At 67.4% G+C, this 19,495-nt stretch carries 14 protein-coding genes; 12 read left to right on the top strand and 2 right to left on the bottom strand.

The features are described from left to right. Positions 1-34: 34 nt before the first annotated feature. Positions 35-688 (top strand): TetR/AcrR family transcriptional regulator, encoded by a 654-nt coding sequence (locus tag ABLE91_RS21365; RefSeq protein ID WP_348934114.1) that lies wholly within the window; start codon positions 35-37, stop codon positions 686-688. Positions 689-790: 102 nt separating this feature from the next. Next, on the top strand, positions 791-1,927 hold the full coding sequence (locus ABLE91_RS21360; protein ID WP_348934112.1) for an FUSC family protein: 1,137 nt from the start codon (positions 791-793) through the stop codon (positions 1,925-1,927). 32 nt (positions 1,928-1,959) lie between these two features. On the opposite strand, the gene ABLE91_RS21355 is transcribed toward ABLE91_RS21360, so the two are convergent. Both ABLE91_RS21355 and ABLE91_RS21350 read right to left on the bottom strand, forming a co-directional pair. Continuing rightward, the gene (locus tag ABLE91_RS21355) at positions 1,960-3,234 is read right to left on the bottom strand and encodes a flavin-containing monooxygenase (RefSeq protein ID WP_348934111.1); all 1,275 of its coding nucleotides are present in this window, start codon (positions 3,232-3,234) and stop codon (positions 1,960-1,962) included. Positions 3,235-3,423: 189 nt separating this feature from the next. Continuing rightward, positions 3,424-4,554, bottom strand: coding sequence for a branched-chain amino acid ABC transporter substrate-binding protein (locus tag ABLE91_RS21350; RefSeq protein ID WP_348934110.1), 1,131 nt, complete (start codon positions 4,552-4,554; stop codon positions 3,424-3,426). A gap of 305 nt (positions 4,555-4,859) precedes the next feature. Here ABLE91_RS21350 and ABLE91_RS21345 point away from each other — a divergent pair, with 305 nt between their 5' ends. The 10 genes from ABLE91_RS21345 to ABLE91_RS21300 all read left to right on the top strand — a co-directional run bounded on the left by ABLE91_RS21345 (position 4,860) and on the right by ABLE91_RS21300 (position 19,342). After that, positions 4,860-5,777 carry a branched-chain amino acid ABC transporter permease gene (locus tag ABLE91_RS21345; RefSeq protein ID WP_348934108.1) on the top strand — a complete coding sequence of 306 codons (918 nt, stop codon included), beginning with the start codon at positions 4,860-4,862 and terminating at the stop codon, positions 5,775-5,777. Then, entirely contained in the window at positions 5,777-6,952 is a 1,176-nt protein-coding gene (locus ABLE91_RS21340; RefSeq protein WP_348934106.1) for a branched-chain amino acid ABC transporter permease, read from the top strand. The genes ABLE91_RS21345 and ABLE91_RS21340 overlap by 1 nt, the downstream gene beginning before the upstream one ends. Positions 6,953-6,954: 2 nt before the next feature. Next, positions 6,955-7,767: an ABC transporter ATP-binding protein gene (locus ABLE91_RS21335; RefSeq protein ID WP_348934104.1), complete on the top strand. Its 813-nt coding sequence runs from the start codon at positions 6,955-6,957 to the stop codon at positions 7,765-7,767. Further along, positions 7,754-8,452 carry an ABC transporter ATP-binding protein gene (locus tag ABLE91_RS21330; protein WP_348934103.1) on the top strand — a complete coding sequence of 233 codons (699 nt, stop codon included), beginning with the start codon at positions 7,754-7,756 and terminating at the stop codon, positions 8,450-8,452. Before ABLE91_RS21335 ends, ABLE91_RS21330 begins: the two co-directional genes overlap by 14 nt. Next, on the top strand, positions 8,449-9,597 hold the full coding sequence (argE, locus tag ABLE91_RS21325; protein WP_348934101.1) for an acetylornithine deacetylase: 1,149 nt from the start codon (positions 8,449-8,451) through the stop codon (positions 9,595-9,597). Before ABLE91_RS21330 ends, argE begins: the two co-directional genes overlap by 4 nt. Positions 9,598-9,630: 33 nt before the next feature. After that, positions 9,631-10,044 (top strand): RidA family protein, encoded by a 414-nt coding sequence (locus tag ABLE91_RS21320; RefSeq protein ID WP_348934100.1) that lies wholly within the window; start codon positions 9,631-9,633, stop codon positions 10,042-10,044. A gap of 15 nt (positions 10,045-10,059) precedes the next feature. Then, a complete protein-coding gene (locus ABLE91_RS21315) occupies positions 10,060-10,734 on the top strand; it encodes a DUF1028 domain-containing protein (RefSeq protein WP_348934098.1) in 675 nt (224 codons plus the stop codon). A gap of 65 nt (positions 10,735-10,799) precedes the next feature. Further along, positions 10,800-11,750: a LysR family transcriptional regulator gene (locus ABLE91_RS21310; RefSeq protein ID WP_348934097.1), complete on the top strand. Its 951-nt coding sequence runs from the start codon at positions 10,800-10,802 to the stop codon at positions 11,748-11,750. A gap of 177 nt (positions 11,751-11,927) precedes the next feature. Further along, positions 11,928-12,896, top strand: a complete 969-nt coding sequence (locus tag ABLE91_RS21305) for a LysR family transcriptional regulator (protein WP_348934095.1) — start codon at positions 11,928-11,930, stop codon at positions 12,894-12,896. A gap of 176 nt (positions 12,897-13,072) precedes the next feature. Further along, entirely contained in the window at positions 13,073-19,342 is a 6,270-nt protein-coding gene (locus tag ABLE91_RS21300) for a hypothetical protein (protein WP_348934093.1), read from the top strand. Positions 19,343-19,495 lie beyond the last annotated feature (153 nt).

Genomic DNA, 19,495 nt, shown 5'->3' with positions numbered 1-19,495 from the left:
TGCGGCCCGGCGCCTGGATATCGGGGGACGAGGAGTGAGCGGACGAAAGTCAGGTGGACGACCGACCCGGGAGCAGGCCGCGGTTCTTGATGGCCGTCTCCTTGATGGCGCCCGCGCTGCCTTCTGCCGAAAAGGGATCGCGAGCAGCTCGCTGGAGGAAATTGCGGCTCAGCTCGGAATATCCAAGCACACCATCTACCGCCGCTATCCCAACAAAGCGGCTTTGCTGGAGGCCGTGCTGGAGCGGGACATCCTTGATTTCCGCCACGCGCTCGCCGCTGCGGTTGGTGAAGCGACGGGCCCCCTCGACGCGGTGCGCCATGTGGCGCTGCGCTACTGCGTGCTCGGCTCCGCGCGCGACTATGCGGCTTTCTATCTCTCGGTGAATGCGGAAGCCGCTTTGTCCGGCGCGCTGCGAGAGCGGCTTGCCACGTGGTCCGAGGCCGCGCTGGAGCCTCTGACCGAAGCAATCATCGCAGCGCAGGCCGCAGGCCTCATCCGGTCCGGGGACCCATCGACCATCCGGGATATTCTCGTGGACCTTCTGGAAGGCGTGAACAATCGCGTCCGGCTTGGTAACACTGATGGGACAGGCCTGCAGGTTATCGAGCCATTGTTCAAGGCGCGCTGGGCGGTGTTCGCCTCGGCGATGTTGCGCGTACCCCCGCCACAGGCCTTGCCTGAGTGATTCTTGCCTGAGTGATATAGAGGCTCCGAGGAATGCATCGGATGTCTCATCGACGCGATGATGAGACGCTAAATCTCAGGCTCCAAGCGCAGGGGGCGGCCAGTGAATGGCGGAGCAGTAGATAGCTGGTGGCGCCAGCGCCTCGTGGCGCAGGCGCAGGAGTTCTTCACTCCCGGTCCGCGAATGGTCGACGAGCTCGAATGCGTCGCCTCCGTGCTGCTCGCCATCGCCTTCGGCCATCTCGCGGATGTGCAGAACATCTCCTGGGCCGCATTCTCCGGCTATATGGTGATGCGCGGCCACATCTCGGAAAGCCTGTGGCGCGGCGTGTTGCGCATCATCGGCACCATTGCCGGCGCGCTGCTGGCGCTCACCGCGACGCCGTTGATCTGGACCAGCCCGGCGGCCTCGGCGGCGGCCCTGGCGCTGGTCGGCGGCGGCGCGCTCTATGGCTCGCTCATGAGCAAGCGCAGCTATGCCTGGCTGTTCGTCGGTCTGACCTTCGCCATGATCCTGCTGGACAAGCTCGAACATCCCGACCACGTCGTGGAGGCCTTTGTCTCGACGCGCATACGGGAGGTCATAGCGGGCACCGTCGCCTGCGTGCTGGTCAGCATGGTCTCGACGTTCACGCTCCGGCGGCGCTGGCCGGGCCCGCCGAGCCCGCCGGCACCCCGCTTCGGCTGGAGCCCGGAAGCCGCCCGCCACGCGAGCCAAGGTGCCCTTGCCCTCGCCACACTGCCCTTCCTCAGTGCGGCTTTCCAGATCCCGGAGCTGTCCCAAGGCGCCGTCACCATAATGGCGCTCATGCTGATCCCGGTGAGCAGCATCGGCAAGAGCGGGCTCGTTCCGGTGAGCCGCCGGATCGTCCTGCGGGTGGGCGGATGCATCTGCGGCGCGGCGCTTGCGACAGCGTTCCTCTTCCTGGCGCATGCCTCAGTGCAGGCGAGCGCGCCGGTGCTGATCATCGGGACGATGCTGGGCGTCGCCCTGGGCCGGCATATCGAGAACGGCAAGAGCTCCATCGCCTATGCCGGAACCCAGTTTACCCTGGCGATCCTGGTGACCCTGGTGCCCGACAGCTATGTGGGTGCCGAGATCGCGCCGGCCCTTGCCCGGCTCACCGGGATCCTGGTGGGCATCCTCCTTCTGGTGCCCATCCTCGCCGGATGGCATCTGGTCGCGGCGCCGACGCGGGCACATGCTCCCGATGATCCGGCTGAGCCCGGCGGCGTCTAGGGCGGCGGCACGCGCCTCGCATCGAGGATGCGTCAGCCGACCCTGCGCCACGCATCGTAGGCGGCATAGCTGCGCTGGATGGCGATCTGATCCGCCACGTATTTGGCGTCGTGCCAGACGCCCCAGATAAAGCTGGAGCCGCGCCTGGATTGCCAGGGCAGGCCGAGGAAATAGATGCCTGGCTCGGTGGAGACGCCGCGCTGATGCTTTGGCCGTCCCTTTTCGTCGAAGGCGTCCACCTTCATCCAGCTATAGTCGACGGCAAAGCCGGTCGCCCAGATGATCGTCGAGATCCCCGCCGCGGCGAGATCGAGCGAGAGGAGGGGATGGGCGATGCAGTCGGCGTCCTCGATCACGGCCCGCGCCGCAGGCTCTTCCGGCAGATCCAGGCCGTTGGACGCGACATAGGCGTCCGCTTCATCGAGAAGCGACCGGTAATTCGCATCGCCCTGCGAGAGATTATGGGCGAGGTCGGGCGCGAAGCGCAGCACGCCGCCATCATAGGCCTGCGTCAGCCCGACGAGGACCATGCCCTGCGCGGCGAGGCGCCGGAAGTCGATCGTGTGTCCGCCCAGCGCGCCGCTCACCGCGATGGTCACGTGCTCCTTGCCGGGCTCCTGGGCGGCGGCATCCCATTTGCCGAGCACGCCGAGCCACCAGCAGAAGTCCCGGCCGCGATAGGCCCGGGGCGGGCGGTCATGCGGCCCGACAGACAGATAGACGGACCGCCCCGACCGCAGAAGCTCTTCCGCGATCTGAACCCCGGACGAGCCCGCCCCCACCACCAGGACCGCGCCTTCGGGCAGCTGGGCTGGATTACGGTAGCCGGTGGAGTGCATCTGCAGGATGCCGGCGTCAGCGGGAACGACGGGAGGGATGATGGGGCGCTGGAACGGCCCGGTGGCGGCGACGATGCGATGGGCCTCGATCGTGCCGGCGGATGTCTCGACGCGAAAGCCGGGACGGCCGGAATTCCGCTCCACCTTCCGCACCTCGATGCCGCAGCGCACTGGCGCGGCGATCTTGTCCGCATAGGCGACGAGATAGTCCGCCACGGTTTCCTTGTGGGCGAAGTCGTCCGGCCCGACGGAAGGGTCGACGTCGGAAAACGCGAGGCCGGGAAAGCGGTCGTGCCAGGCGGGGCCGTTCGCCACCAGCGAGTCCCAACGTTCCGAGCGCCAGCGTTCGGCGATCCTGGAACGCTCGAGAACGAGATGCGGCACGCCGTGCTTGCCCAGGTGCTCGCTCATGGCCAGACCGGCCTGCCCGGCGCCGATGACCAGCGTGTCGATCTTCTCAACTGACATTTGCGACCCTCACGTCGACATGACTGTATGCGGCGGAACGCACCGTGCCCGGCACGGCCAAGCCGTTCCGGCGGCGATGTGCCGGCCGGCGCGGACCGTGTTGATTATCCCGGTGCCGCCTTGGGAGGCGCTTGGCCTGTCCCTTGGAATTGCAGCGGCGGTGGCGGGCACCGCCGCTGCCGTCTTACGTCACTGACGGGTGGTCCAGGCACCGTCCTTCACTTCGCGCAGTTCGAGCACGACCTCGCGCTTGGTCTGGCCGTTCTCATCGAAGCTGGTGTGGCCCATGGCGCCGTCATACTCGATGGCGCGGATCGCCTTGGCGATGGCCGCCTTGTCCTTGGTGCCGGCCGTCTTGAGCGCGTCGATGATGATGTTCGTCGCGTCGTAGGCGTTCTTCGTATAGGAGCCGATGGGATCGGCGAAATTGGCCTTCTGGTAGGCTGCCGTCATGGCATCGAGCTTGGGATTGCCCACTTCCTTGGCAATGCCGACGATGGTGCCGTTGGCCGCCGTGTCGGCGATCTTCAGGAACCCGGCATCGTAGAAGCCGTCCACGCCGATCATGGGCTGGTTCATGCCGAGCTGGACCATCTGCTGGCGTACGAGGCCCGCTTCCGCCACCACGCCGCCGAAATAGATGGCGTCGGGATTGGTGCCCTTGATCTTGGTGAGGAGGGCACGGAAATCGGTGGTGCCCACGGGCGCGCTCTCGGCCGCGACGATGGTGCCGCCGTCCGCCTCGAAGAACTTGCGGAAGTTCTCCAGATTGGCCGCGCCGTAGTCGCTCGTGTCAGAGACGATGGCGATGCGCTTGCCGATGCCGGTCACCGCCCATTTGGCGAGCGGCGCGTTGGTGTTCACCAGCGTCGTCACCACGCGGGAGACCATGGGGTTGTTCTTCTCGGTGATTTTCGGGCTGATCGCGCCCCAGATCACGAACGGCACGTTGGCGCGGCTGAACACCGGGATGGTGGCGAGCGCGACGCCGCTGTTCCAGTGGCCGGTGGCGGCAACGACCTTCGGGTCGTTGGTGAGCTTCAGCGCGGCGGAGACGCCGGTCTGCGGATTGGCCGCATCGTCGAGGATGACCGGCTCGATCTTGAACGGCAGGCCGGCGGCGTTCGCCTGATCGACGGCGAGCTGGAAACCATTGCGGGCGGCGATGCCCTGCTGGGCGTTGCCGCCGCTGAGCGGTCCGATGAAGCCGATCTTCACCGTCTCCTGAGCCTGGGCGGGCAAAGCGGCGCCGAGCGTCAGGGCAGCGAGGGCTGCGAAGGCCAGGGAGCGTGGAAGGCGCGTGGCGCGCGGGGAAGCCATAGTCGTGTCTCCTCTGAAATGGCCTGGAAGGGGCCTTTTCTTGGTTGGCCGGGAGGCGCGAACGCTCCCATGCTGCGAAGTCTCGCTCCGTCACCGCCGGAAAGAAAATCGGAACTTCGGAACCGTTGACCTTGTATTTTCCGAACCAAGTCCGTGGGAGCGTCACGGGCGCTGACCCAGCGGTGCGAGAGCTCCTTCAAAACATCGGACCCATTGGTTTGGAAAAAACTATTCTAAACCGTGGCTGCTTTGGGGCAAATTCGCGCGATGCAGGACACAAAGCAGAGCCCCGAAAGAGGCCGGCCATGAGCGAAATCTTCTTCCAGCAGGTGCTGAATTGGATCACGTTGGGAAGCATTTATGCGCTCATCGCCGTGGGCTTTAGCCTGCTTTTCGGCGTGCTGAACATCATACACTTCTCGCACGGCGATGTTTCGCTGCTCGCCCCGTTCTTCGCACTGGCGATCATTTCCGCCATCGGCTCTTCGCTGGGCGACGCGCCCTCCCTCTTCACCTTTCTCCTGGCGCTCGTGCTCGCGGTAGGCATCACCGGCGTGGTCGGCGTGCTCCTGGATCTTCTCGTCATCCAGAGGTTCCGCAAGGCGCCCGCGATGATGGCGCTGGTGGCCACCGTCGCGCTCGGGATCGTGCTGCGCGAACTGATCCGGCATCTCTTCCCGAACGGGAGCAACCCGCACGCCTTTCCCCGCCTCGTCTCGGGCGATATCGCGTTCGGCGGCTTCGTGGTCCCCCTCTTCAGCCTCACCGTGATCGCCGTGTCGGCGCTCTGCGTGTGCGCGCTGTTCCTCATGCTCAACAACACCCGGCTCGGCCTCCACATCAAGGCCGTCTCCCAGGATCGCGATGCGGCTCGGCTCATGGCGATCAATCCCGGGCGCATCTTCCGCGCCACCTTCTTCATCGCCTCCGCCATCGGCGCCATCGGGGGCCTGTTCTTTTCGAGCTACGCCGGCATGTCGCGCTTCGATTTCAGCATCGATGTCGGCCTGATCGGGTTTTCCGCCGCGGTGGTCGGGGGGCTCGGTTCGATGCCGGGAGCCATCATCGGGAGCCTGCTGATCGCCGGCCTCGATACGCTGGTGCAGGCAACCGTCCCCAATGGCGCGTCCTACCGCCTCGTTTTCGTCTTCCTGCTGGTCATCGGCGTTCTGGTGTTTCGCCCGTCCGGGCTGCTGGGCCGCACGTTGGTGGAGAAGGTCTGATGACGCAGAGCCCGGCTTTGTCTCGCGACACATCCAACCCGGTGTCGGGTGGGCTGACGGTTATCGCCGTCCAACTGGTCGGCGCGGTGTTCCTGCGCCAGTTCCTTCTCGCCGAGGATTGGCGCCTCGTCATCGGCCTGCTGCTGCTGTTCGGCGCGGCGCTGGTGCTGATGGAGCGCATGCCATCGCTGGAAGCCCGGCTGGAGGCGGCGTTCGCGCGGCATTCGCGCCTTGCCAAGCTGGTGGGCATTGCCCTCGTCCTCGCCTTCCCCTTCGCATTGGAGGGAAGCACCTATGCGCTGCATCTGTGCGTGCTCTCCATGCTCTATGCGGTCCTGGCGCTCGCGCTGAACTTCCAGCTCGGCAGCGCCAACATCCCGAACTTCGCCACCGGCGCCTCCTATGGCATCGGCGCCTATGCCTCGGCGCTGCTGGCGCTGAATTTCGGCGTCAGCTTCTGGCTGGCGCTGCCCGCGGCCGCGATCGTCGCCACCATCTTCGGCTTCCTGCTCGGCATTCCCTCCATGCGCACGCGGGACAGTTATCTCGCCCTCGTCACCATCGCGTTCGGGGTGGTGGTGAACCAGCTCTTCAACAATCTGGAATTCACCGGCGGCCCGAATGGCCTTGTCGGCATTCCGGTCCCGGAGCTGTTCGGCCATTCCTTCGGCTCGCCGCTCATCATCTTCGGCCAGGAGCTGCCGGCGCAGGCCAACTTCTACTATCTCTCGGCGCTGCTGGTGCTGATCTCCATCGTCTTCGCCGAGCGCCTGCACGATTCGCGCGTCGGCCTCGCCTGGAACGCGCTGCGCACCGATGAACTGGCGGCGCGCTGCCAGGGCATCAACGTCACCTGGTACAAGGTTCTCGCCTTCGCGGTGGATGCCTTCCTCGCCGGGTTTGCGGGCACCATCTACGCCTTTTATGTGGGCTTCATCTCGCCCGACAACTTCACCTTCCTGGTCTCGGTGACCATCATGACCATGGTGATCGCGGGCGGCATGGACAACATTCTCGGCGTCATTGTCGGCGCCTTCCTGCTGACGCTGCTGCCGGAGAAGCTGCGCGCCTTCTCCGACTACCGCATCCTGTTCTTCGGCGTGACCGTCATCCTGTTCCTGATGATCCGCCCCCAGGGCCTCTTCCCCCAGCGCCTGCGACGCTACGGAGACTGACCGTGGGTGTTTCCGTCTCCTCCCCCGTCGTTCTCGAAGGCGAGAACCTCACCATGCGCTTCGGCGGTCTCGTCGCCATGGCGGAGGTCGCCTTCACCCTGAAGCGCGGCGAGATTCTCGGCATCATCGGTCCCAACGGTGCCGGCAAGTCGACGCTGCTCAACATCATTACCGGCATTTATGTGCCTTCCTCGGGCGAGGTGCGGCTGGAGGGCAAGCCGCTCAACGGCGTTCCCGCCCACAGGATCGTCGCGCGCGGCATCGCCCGCACCTTCCAGTCGAGCCGGCTGTTCGGCGATCTGAGCGTGCTGGACAATGTCGTCATCGGCCGCCACACCCACACCCGCGCGGGGGTGTTCGACGCCATCTTCCGGCGCGGCCGGGCCAAGGCGGAGCTGGAGGCCGCCGCCGCTCATGCCGAAATGCTGCTGAAAAGCGTGTCGCGCGGGCTCCACGCCCAGCGCCATCGGCCGGCGGGCGAACTGGCGCAGGCGGACCGTCGGCGGCTCGAGATCGCCCGGGCGCTCGCCACCGATCCTAAGGTGCTGCTGCTCGACGAGCCATCCTCGGGCATGGACGACGCCGACACCGATGCGCTGATGGACGATATCCGCGCCGTCTGCGCGGAGCGCCCCGACCTCTCGCTGATGATCATCGAGCACGACATGCGACTCGTGGCGAGCCTGCCGGACCGCGTGATGGTGCTCGACTATGGCCAGAAGCTCGCCGACGGGCCTTATGAGGAGATCCGCAAGATCCCGCGGGTCCAGGAAGCCTATCTCGGACGCAAGGCGACGCAGCATGCTGGAGCTTGAAAAGGTCGACACCAATTATGGCGTCGTTGCCATGCTGCGGGACGTCTCCTTCAAGGTCGAGGCCGGCGAACTGGTCTGCATCCTCGGCCCCAATGGCGCGGGCAAGACGACCACGTTCCGCGCCATTTCCGGGCTGCTGCCGCTTTCCGGCGGGAGCATCCGCATCATGGGCCACGACCTTGTCCGCACCCGCACCGAGGCGCTGAGCGCACTGGGCATCGGCTTCGTGCCCGAGGGCCGCCGGCTGTTTTCGGATATCAGCGTGCGCGACAATATCCGCCTCGGCTTCGAGGCGCAGAAGGCCGAAGGCCGGTTCGCCGACAAGCTGGAAGGCATGCTCGATCTGTTTCCGCGCGTGCGGGAGCGCATCAACCAGCGCGCCGGCACGCTCTCCGGCGGCGAGCAGGCCATGGTGGCGCTCGCCCGCGCGCTGATCGGCGCGCCGAAGCTCGTCGTCATGGACGAGCCCTCGCTCGGCCTCTCGCCGAAGCTCATCGACGAATATTTCGACACGGTCGCGGAGATCAACCGGCGCGGCACCACCGTGCTGCTGATCGAGCAGAATGCGGAGACCGCTTTGTCCATCGCCCATCGTGGCATCATGCTGGTGAAGGGCCGCGTGGTCGCTTCCGGCATCGCCTCGGAGTTGCTGAAGAGCGACGCGGTACGGCATCTCTACCTATGACCACGCTCGACATCCTCGAACGGCTCATCGCCTTTCCCACCGTCAGCCGCGATCCCAATCGCGAGCTGATCGCCTATGCGCGCGACCTGCTCGCGGCCCACGGCATCGAAAGCCAGATCATCGCCACGCCGGACGGGCGCAAGGCCAATCTGTTCGCGACCATCGGCCCGACCGACAAGCCGGGCGTCATGCTGTCCGGCCACACGGACGTGGTGCCGGTCGAAGGGCAGGCCTGGAGCAGCGATCCATTCCGCCTGCGCGTCACAGACGGCCGCGCTTATGGGCGGGGCGCTGCCGACATGAAGGGGTTCGTCGCATCTATGCTCGCGCTAGCCGGGCGGGCGGCGGGGCGCACCCTTGCGACGCCGCTTCACCTCGCGCTCAGCCATGACGAGGAGGTGGGCTGCGTCGGCGTGCGGTCGCTGATCGAGCGCCTGGAGACGGCGCCCATCCGCCCGCTCATGTGCATAGTCGGGGAGCCGACCTTGCTGCGGATCGCCACCGGCCACAAGGGCAAGCTGGCGGCGCGGGCCACCTGCTGCGGCGTGGAGGGTCATTCCGCCCTCGCGCCCAAGGCGCTCAACGCCATCCATCTGGCCTGCGACTTTGTCGGCGTGCTGCGCGAGCACCAGGATCGCATCGCCGAGGAAGGGACGCGCGATCCCGACTACGAGGTGCCCTTCACCACGCTGCATGCCGGCGTGATCGCAGGCGGAACCGCCCTCAACATCGTGCCGAACCGCTGCACGGTGGATTTCGAGATCAGGAATATTGCCGAGGATGATGCCTCGCAGATCCTCGATCGGCTGATGGACGACGCCGCGCGGCTTGTGCAGCGGAGCAGGGGGGCGTTTCCCGAAGCGGACATCGCCTTCGAGGTGGTGAACACCTATCCCGGCCTCGCCACGCCATCCGACGCGCCGATCGTCGCGTTCGTCCGGCGGCTGATCGAGGATCCCTCCACCTTCAAGGTCGCCTTTGGGACGGAAGGGGGGCTGTTCGACGGCCGTCTCTCTATCCCGACCATCATCTGCGGTCCGGGCTCCATGGATCAGGGGCATAAGCCGGACGAATACATCGCGCTCGATCAGCTCGCCGCGTGCGATCGCATGATGGACCGCCTGCTCGACCAACTGGCGCCCTAGCGGCCCTCACCCTTCAAGCCGAGGTAACGCACGATGATCCACAAGCGCATTCGCCCGTTCAACACCGCCAAGACCTATCCCGAGCAGCGTCTCGACAACGATCTCGCCCAGGCGGTGGTCGCGCGCGGCGCCACCATCTTCCTGCGCGGCCAGTGTCCGCAGGACCTCGACACGGCGGAAGACGTCGGGCTGGGCGATCCCGTCGCCCAGACCCACAAGGTGATGCAGAACATCCGCCAGCTCGTCGAGGAATCCGGTGGCAAGATGGAGCATGTCTGCAAGCTCGTGGTCTATCTCACCGACGTGCGCCACCGCGAAGCGGTCTATCGGACCATGGGCGAGTACATCAAAGGCGTGCATCCGGTCTGCACCGGCCTCGTCGTGGTGGCGCTCGCCCGCCCCAGCTGGCTGGTGGAGATCGACGCCACCGCCGTCATCCCCGACTGACCAGGGCAGGGCACCATGACCTTCTCCATCGCCGCGCGCTGCGCGAAGACCGGCCGGTTCGGCATCGCCATCTCGTCCTCCTCACCGGCGGTGGCCGCCCGCTGCGCGCATGTGCGCGCGGGCGTCGGCGCCGTCTGCTCGCAGAACGTCACCGATCCCAGGCTTGGGCCCGCCGCTCTCGACCTGATGGCGCTGGGCGCTCCCGCGCAGGCGGCCGTTGAGGTGCTGGCTGCTTCCCGCCCCCACATGGATCATCGGCAGGTGACCGCCGTGGATGCGCGCGGCGGAACCGCGATCTTCTCCGGTTCGGGCACGCTCGGCACCTGGAGCAAGTCCGAGGGGCGCGATTGCGTGGCGGCCGGCAACATGCTGGCAACCACGTCGGTCCCCGCCGCCATGACGGCTGCGTTCGAGGGCGCCGGGGGAGACCTCGGTGACCGGCTGATCGCTGCGCTTCAGGCGGGCCTTGCGGCGGGCGGCGAGGCAGGGCCGGTGCATTCCGCCGGCCTGCTGATGGCCGGTGAGGAGGCTTGGCCCATCGCCGATCTGCGGGTGGACTGGGATGAGACCGATCCCATCGGCCGCCTTGCGGCGCTCTGGGCGCTCTACCGGCCGCAGATGGAGGCCTATGTGCAGCGCGCACTGGATCCGGGCGCGGCGCCCAGCTACGGCGTGCCCGGCGACGAATAGAGCGGGTGGCCCGCCTCTGTTCCGGGCCGCTCGCAAGGCGATCCGGAACAGGCTATGGAAGCCTCATGCGCTATACGCTGAGGCAGCTCGAATATTTCATCGCCGCCGGCGAGACCGGCTCGATCACGCTCGCCTCCGAGCGCATCAGCATCTCCCAGCCCTCGATCTCCACCGCCATCAGCCATCTCGAGCAGGAACTGGGCGTCCAGCTCTTCGTGCGCCACCACGCCCAGGGCCTGTCGCTGACGCCGGTCGGGCGCCAGCTCCTGGCGGAGGCGAAGCATCTCATCGAGCAGGCGGAAGGGCTTTATGCCGTCGCTTCGGAAGCGACCGACCAGGTGCGCGGCCAGCTTTCGGTCGGCTGCATGGTGACCCTGGCGCCCATGATCATCCCGGAACTCTCGCACGGCTTCACGTCGGCATTTCCGGGCACCCAGATCCAGCATGTGGAGGCCGACCAGGAGAGATTGCTCGAGGGCCTCCGGCGCGCGGAAATGGACATCGCGATCACCTATGATCTGAAGATTCCGGACGGTGTCGCCTTCACCCCCCTGGCGAGCCTTCCGGCGCACGTGGTGGTCAGCGAGGCGCATTCCTTCGCGCGGCTTTCCGCCGTCAGCCTTGCGGACCTCGCGGATGAGCCGCTGATCCTGCTGGACCTGCCCATCAGCGCCGAATACTTCCTTGCCTTGTTCCTCAAAGAGGGGCTGCAGCCCAAGATCCATTCGCGCTCCGCGCATCAGGAGGTGGTGCGCACCATGGTCGCGAACGGTTACGGCTATACGCTCGCCAATGTGCGCCCGCGCTCGGATCTGGCGCTCGACGGACGCCGCGTCGTCAGGGTGCGCCTTGCCGGCGAGCACCGTCCCATGGTGGTCGGCACCGCCACCGTCGCGCATTTCAAGAAGTCCCGGCTTCTGCAGGCATTCGAGGCCCATTGCCGGTCCTTCATTTCGGACGCCTACATCCCCGGAATGGTCGCGCCGGCGACCGACCGCCGGATTCGCAAGCTCTGAGATCCTTCACCCCGCGGGATGAAACGCTTGATGTCTCGTGCTTTGCGACGCTATTTCCCCCTGCGTCGAGCGGCAGGCCGCGGATAAAGTTCGGGCAAAGCTCTGCGAACGGCTGGGCGGGGGCTCTCTCGGGGTCGGCGAGAGGGGGCATCCCTGCGGAAGGGGAACGGAGCTGCCATGCACCTGCGCCAGATCGACCTCAACCTGCTCTACGTCTTCCATCAGGTGATGACCTATCGCAGCATCTCGCTGGCCAGCGAGGAGCTCAATCTCAGTGCCTCCGCGGTCAGCCACGCGCTCGCCCGGCTGCGGCAGGCGCTCGATGACGACCTCTTCGTGCGCGGCGAGACCGGCATGGTGCCGACGCCGCGGGCGCTCGCGCTCGCGGGCCCGGTCCAGGATGCGCTGGCGCTGCTTGGCGGCGCGCTCAATGCGGGCCCCTTCGTGCCGGCCGAGTCCAACCGCGTTTTCCGCATCGCGGCCGGCGACCTCTTCTGCTCCGTCACCCTGCCCAAGCTCATGGCGCGCCTCGCCGTGGTCGCGCCCGCCATCGATCTCAAAGTGATCCCGCTCAGCCGGTTGGATTTCCGGCGGCAACTGGAAAGCGCCTCGGTGGATCTTCTCATCGGCTGGTTCGAGGCCCTTCCGGACACCTTGCGCAGGAGCAGGCTCGTGACCGAGCGCGCGGCGCTTCTTGTACGGGAAGGCCATCCGCTGCTCGATGGTGACGTAACGACGGCCCGCCTCCTCGCATATCCGCACGCCGTGGTCGAACTGACCGGAACCGACGAGATGCGCGGCGACGGCTTTCAGGACGACCGGGGCCTCGTGCGCCGCGTCTGGATCGAGCGGGCCGTGCTGGAGGGGCGGGCACACGCCACGCCGGCGCCGCGGGTTGCCGTCTCGGTACCCTATTTCACGGCCCTTGCTCCCCTCCTGCGTGCCTCCGACATGGTGGGGACCGTGCCGGCCCGCCTCGCCCGATCGGCGCTCGCGGAAGGCGGTCTTGCCATGCTCGATCCCGCGCTGGAGCCGATCGAGGTGACCCTGGAGATGGTCTACCGCGCCTGCGACGAGGCGGACGAAGGCCTGAAATGGCTGCGGGAGCAGATGCACGCCGTGAGCGAGGACGCTGACGGCGCCTGAGCTGCATGGCCACCTGAAGATCGTTCAGCAGCCCCTGAGAAGTCTGCAATTGCAGTAAGCTTGGCAGTCACTTACGTTTTCTTCTTCGGTCGTCGTCGCTGATCCGAGCCAATCGGATCCGGATGGGGCAACGCCCCGCCGCGCGCGTCGGACACGGACGTCGAGGGGCTGTTTCCATGGGATTTGTACGCTCTGGGGTCGCGTTCGCGGTCGGATCCGCTGTGACCCTGGCCGTGCCGATGACGGCGCTGCTCGCCTCCACCTCTTCCGCCCGCGCCCAGACCATCCAGCCGGTCACATGCCTTGTGCACGGCACGGCCGGGAGCGAGGGGATCAACCCGTCCGGCGTCAGCACCACCAACAGCCAGAACCTCACCGGCATCGGTTCCAACGCGACGCTCTTGCTGCAATCCCAAGGCGCAAACGGCACGTCGAACGCGTCATTGGGCGGGGCGGCCGGGGACGTCAGCATCGTCAACAACGGGACGATCTATTCGCCCGGCATCCTCACGCCCGGCGCCCAAGGGCTGGGCGGGCTCGTCATCCCGCAGGCCGCGGCCATCTGGGCGCAGTCGGTGGGCGGCTGCGGCTATGCGGACAGCAGTAAATCGGGCCATGGCGGCACCAGCGGAAACGTCTCGGTGACCGTCAATGAGGGTTCGGTGATCCAGCTTGGCCCGAACGTCGCGGCCGTCTATGCCTTGAGCTCGGGCGGGCAAGGCGGCGGCTACAGCCACGACAGCAACCACAATGTCAATGGCGGGGGCGCGGCCGGCAACGTCTCGGTTATCTTGTCGGGCAGCATCAATGTCCCCGTCCTGCCGCCCGTCGGCGGGCTGAACACCGACAACGCCTATGGCGTCTATGCCCTGTCCGTCGGCGGCTATTCGGGTGCGACGGACAACAAGGATTCGGCGCGGGGTGGCAATGCCGGCACCGTCTCGGTGCTGCTCAATCCCGGCGCCACCATCAATATGCGCGGCGACAACTCGGTCGCCATCTATGCCTTCAGCGCCGGCGGCCTGTCCTGGTATGCGGAGAACGGCACCAGCAACGGCCACCAGAACGGCAATGGCGGGGATGTCAGCGTCGTGGTCTCACGCGGTGCGGCCATCACCACGAACGGAGAATTGGGCGTCGGCATCCTCGCCGTCAGCACCGGCGGCAATGCCAACACCTCCCAGCGGCCGCCGGACAGCCTGGAGAATGGCGGCACGCCCAACAGCGTGCCTTCCACCCTCGCCCCGCCCGGCAATGCCGGTGATGTGAAGGTGGAGAACGCCGGTTCGATCACCACCCAGGGCGACGTGGCCATCGGCATCCTCGCCGCCAGCGCGACGGGCGGGCGCGGGGTCGGGCTGCTCAAGGAGAATTCCGACGGAACCTATGAGATCGACCAGGTGGGCCAGACGGGGCCCGGCACGGGCTCTCCCGGGACAGTGACCGTCATCAATGCCGGCACCATTTCCACCGGCGGCGTGGGGGCCATCGGCATCCTCGGCCTCAGCCTGGGCGGATCGGGCGGCGTGATGGACAGCAAGCCGGGCCTGCTCAATCTCCTCGGCAGCCACACGGCGGGCACGGGCGCCAGCGGCAATACGGTTGATGTCAGGGACATCGGCGACATCAGCACCACCGGCATCGCCGGCATCGGCATCCTGGCCGAGAGCATCGGCGGCGGCGGCGGCACGGCCACGGGCACCAAGGGCGTGATCGCCATCGGCACCAATGGCGGCGTTGGCGGCGACGGCGGCGCGGTGAGCGTCGAGAAGGCGGGCGGCTCCCTCACCACTAAGGGCGATGGGGCCTTCGGCATCCTCGCCCATAGCGTGGGCGGCGGCGGCGGCAACGGCGCCAATGCCACGGGCCTCGCGGCCTCGGTGGGCGGCGCAGGCGGGGCGTCGGGTAACGGCGCCGCCGTGAAGGTCACCCTGGACGCCGCCGCTTTGTCCACCGCCGGGCATTTCGCCCCCGGCATCGGGGCGCAGTCGGTGGGTGGCGGCGGCGGCAATGGCGGCTATGCGAGGACCTATGCCCTCACGCCATTCTCGGCGGCGGTGGGTGGCAGCGGCGGCGCCGGAGGCAATGGCGACACCGTCGAGATCATCAGCAATGGCAGCTCGGTCGCCACATCAGGCGTGCATTCGCCCGGTGTGCTGGCGCAATCCATCGGCGGGGGCGGCGGCTCCGGCGGCGCCGCGGTGGTCTATTCCATCGACACGGTGCTGACCGTCAACACCGCCATCGGCGGCAATGGCGCCAAGGGCGGCGAGGGCGGCACCGTCCTCGTCCGAGGCCGGGACGCCACCTATGCCACCACCGGGCTCGATTCCATCGGCATCCTCGCCCAATCCATCGGCGGGGGCGGCGGCAATGGCGGCTCCGCCCTGTCGCGCACGGAATCCCTGCCCACCGACAGCCTGCCGAACGTCTCCATCTCCACCGCGGTGGGCGGCTCCGGCGGCTCCGGCGGGGCCGGCAGCTTCGTCACCGTGACGAATATCGGCAAGGTCTCCACCGCGGGGAACGGGAGCATCGGTATCCTCGCCCAGTCCATCGGCGGGGGCGGCGGCAATGGCGGCGATGCCAGCGCCATGGCGCGCTCCATCGAGGGCGCCGGCGTGAACATCAAGATCGGCGTCGGCATCGGCGGCGCGGGCAAGGGCGGTGGCGCCGGCGGCGCTGTCGGGGTGGTCAATGGCGACTCGGATCGCAATTGCGGCGCGCTCTGCGGCGGCACCATCATCACGCAGGGCAACAACGCCGCCGGCATCCTGGCCCAGTCCATCGCCGGCGGCGGCGGCAATGGCGGTGTCGGCAATGGCAGCGTCAGCAGCCCCAATCTTGGCATGGAGACCGGCAAGGCCGTCGACGTGTCCTTGGGGCTGGGCGGTTCCGGCGGCGGCGGCGGCCTCGGCGGCACGGTTTTGGTCAGCAACACCGCCAATGGCCTCATCCAGACCGCCGGCTCCGGCTCCCAGGGCATTCTCGCCCAGTCCATCGGCGGCGGCGGCGGCAATGCGGGCGGCGGCGTGGCGGCGGGCAGCGGCGATAACGTGGTCATGAATGTCACGCTCGGCGGCTCGGGCGGCAGCGGCGCGGGCGCCCAGGTGGTCACGGTGACCAATGCCGGCACCATATCCACTGGCCAGCTCGTCCAGCGGAATGGCGGCGCCTACACCACCGGTGGCGATGCGGTCGGCATTCTCGCCCAGAGCATCGGCGGCGGCGGCGGTGCCGGCGGCTCGTCGGACGCGTCTGCCGTTCTCACCACCATCTTCCAGATCGAAAATCTGCTGAACCAGCCCGATGCCGGCTACAGCGCCAGCGTCGCGGTGGGCGGCTCGGGCGGCTCGGGTGGTACGGGTGGTTATGTACAGGTCACCAATACCGGCAGCATCACGACCCTCGGCGTGCGCGCCTACGGCGTCCTCGCCCAGTCCATCGGCGGGGGCGGCGGCACGGGCGGGGCGGCGAACTCCGAGGCAAACGCGGTGGCGGGCATCCCCAGCGCCGACGGCAAGGGAGTCACCTATTCCGCCACGGTGTCGGTGGGCGCGACCGGCGGCACGGGCGGCAACGGCTCTGTCGTGACGGTGGACAGCTCCGGCAGCGTGCTCACGGCGGGCTACGGCGCCATCGGCATCCTCGCCCAGTCCATCGGCGGGGGCGGCGGCGTGGGCGCGGAAGGCAGCGTCAACAACACCACCACCGTGGGCATCGGCGCCGCCTGGAGCGGGGCCGGCGCGGCGGGCGGCGATGGCGGCAGCACCACGGTGACCGTCGGCGCGCTTACGACCCTGGGCGATGATGCGCACGGCGTCGTGGCGCAGTCCGTCGGCGGCGGCGGCGGGCTCGGAGGGGTCGGCTGCACCAATTCCGCTTCGGCACGGGTGAGCGGTGTCCAGACCACCCTGTGCTATGGAAACACGGCCGGCCTCAGCGCCAATTTCGCGCCCTGGCGCGATGCCTCCTCCTTCAGCATCTATATGGGCGGCGGCACGGGCGCGAGCGGCAATGGCGAGGCGGTCAATGTGACCGTCGCCGGCCCCATCGTCACCATGGGCGCGCGCAGCATGGGCGTCATCGCCCAGAGCATCGGCGGCGGCGGCGGTCTCATCACGGTGCCTGCGGGCAACACCGCGCTCACCCAGCTCCAGGGCACGCCCGGCGGCAACAACGGGGCATCGGGGATGGTCTCGGTTGGCCTGAACGCGGGGGCCAGCATTTCCACTTCGGGCGCGGGCGCCTGGGGCATCCTCGCGCAGAGCATCTATGGCGGCGGCGGTTTTGCGGGTGATCCCTCTTTGCCCGTGCAGCCGCTCTCAGCCAACACGCTGCAGACATCCAACAGCGTGAACGCCTCCGCCGGGGCGGTGAGCGTCAATGTTGCCGGCAATATCCTCACCACCGGCGCCAACGCGCACGGCATCGTGGCGCAATCGGTGGGCGGTGGCGGCGGCATCGCGAACAATTCCGGCAATTCCGGCCTCGCCTTTGGCAACAGCGCCCAGATCTATGGAAAGTCCGAAGGGAAAAACCCGGCCACCGGCGGCACCGTCACGGTCAACCAGACGGGCGGGGTGATCCAGGCCACGGGCGTCGGCGCCATCGGCATCCTCGCCCAGAGCACCGGCACCGTCTCCACTAAGAGCGGCGCTCCTGTGCAGGCCATCAACGTCTCCGTCGGCGGCAGCGTGATCGGCGGGACCAATGCGGGCTATGCCGCCGGCAGCGGCATCGGCGCGGCGGGCATCGTTCTGTCCGGGGGGGCATTCCAGCCTTTGTACTGGAGCACCGCCAACCAGATCCAGATCGCCGGAAGTGGCTCGGTCACCACGGTGGACGGAGTGAACGGCACCGCCATCCTCAGCAGCGGCGGCACGACCTATGTATCAAATGCCGGCACCATCACGGGCAGCGTCGATATCGGTTCGGCGCTGGGCATGATGGCCAATAACGGCGTGCTCAATTCCGGGTCGCTGTTGAATGTGTATGAGCTCCAGAATGCGGGCACGATCAATGTGCTGGGCCGCGGGACCATCGGCACGACCACCGTCACCGGCTTTTTCGGGCAGTCCTCTTCCGGCATCCTCGCGGTGGACATCGACGCGCGGGCGCCGCAACAGGCGGACATGCTGAAAGTCGAAGGCTTCGCCGCCGTGGAAGGCGTGATTGCCCCTTACGCGAAAACCCTCCTGCCCGGATCCTATGCCGTTCTCTCCGGCGGACCCTTGGACTGGAGCGCCACCGCTCAATCCTCGCTCCTGTTCGACTGGAGCCTGGAGCAGAACGGCTTCACGCTCTTCCTCACGCCCAGCGCGCATTTCCAGCCCGCCGGCGTCGCGCTCACCCCCGGCGAAGCCTCTTTCGCCGGTTATCTGACGAACGCCTGGAACAACCAGGACCCGCTCTTCGCGCCCCTGTTCGGCTATCTCTCCCAGGTGGGCGGCGGCGGCGCCTATAAGTCTGCCCTGAGCACCCTCTCGCCCGAAGCCTCGCAGGCGCAGGCCACCGCTTTGCTGAACAATTCCGGCGCCGTGCTGGGCGCGGCCCTGAGCTGCCCGGTCTTCGTCGACGCTGGAACGCTGCTCGGGGAGGACGAATGCACCTGGGCCAAGGTGACGGGCAGCTGGGCGAGCCAGTGGCAGACCAGCGACACCCAGGGCTTCCGCGTCTCGGAGGTCGTGTATCGGATGGGCGCACAGAAGGAGGTTGCGGCGGGCTGGTATGTGGGCGGATCGTTCGGCATCGGCCAGAGCTGGGCTTCGGCGAACAACGGCTCCAGCGGCAGCGGCACATCCTTCGACGGCGCCGTCTCCATCAAGCACGTGGCGGGGCCCTGGCTGTTCGCCGGCTCGCTCGCGGTGGCCAACGGGAGCTACGACAACAACCGGCTCGTCTCCCTGCCGGCGGTGGGGACGCTGCCCGCGGTCTACAACGTGCTGGAGAGCGACAGCAGCATGACCTTCATCGGCGGGCGGCTGCGGGCGGGCTATGAGTTCACCTTCCCCAACTGGTACATCCGGCCCTATGCGGATCTCGACCTCGTCTATTCCACCGCGCCGGGCTACCAGGAGCAGGGCGCCCTGGGCTATGCGCTCAAGGTGGACGGCAGCAGCCAGACGAACCTCATCTTCTCGCCCATGGTGGAGATCGGCGGCCGCTACAATCTCGACGATGCGATCCTGCGCCCGTTCCTGACCTTCGGGGTCAGCTTCAACTCCAACGATACGCGCACGGTCTCCTCAAGCTTCGTGGGCGCCTCGGCGCAGGACGGCACATTCCAGACCTATCTGAACTCGCCCGGCATCTTCGGCTCCTTCTCGGCGGGCGTTGATTTTTACAAGGCAGGTGGCTTCGAGGCGAAGGCGGAATACGGGCTCTCGGGCGGGGAGTCCTTCCTGGTCCAGAGCGGCAGCCTGCGCTTCGCCTATCATTTCTGAGTATCGGCGGCCGCCTTGGTGCTCAGAACGAGCGTTTCGTGGCCAACTAAAGGGGGCGGCTCGTGTCATCGAAGCCAAGTCCCGCTTCCTCACCCTGCAAATGTCCGCCTTTTGCGGCCGAGTTAATGCCCATTCTGGCGCGCAGCAGCGCTG

This window comes from Aquabacter albus (assembly GCF_040049275.1).
Lineage (GTDB): Bacteria > Pseudomonadota > Alphaproteobacteria > Rhizobiales > Xanthobacteraceae > Aquabacter.
This window is presented reverse-complemented; position numbering and strand designations above follow the sequence as displayed.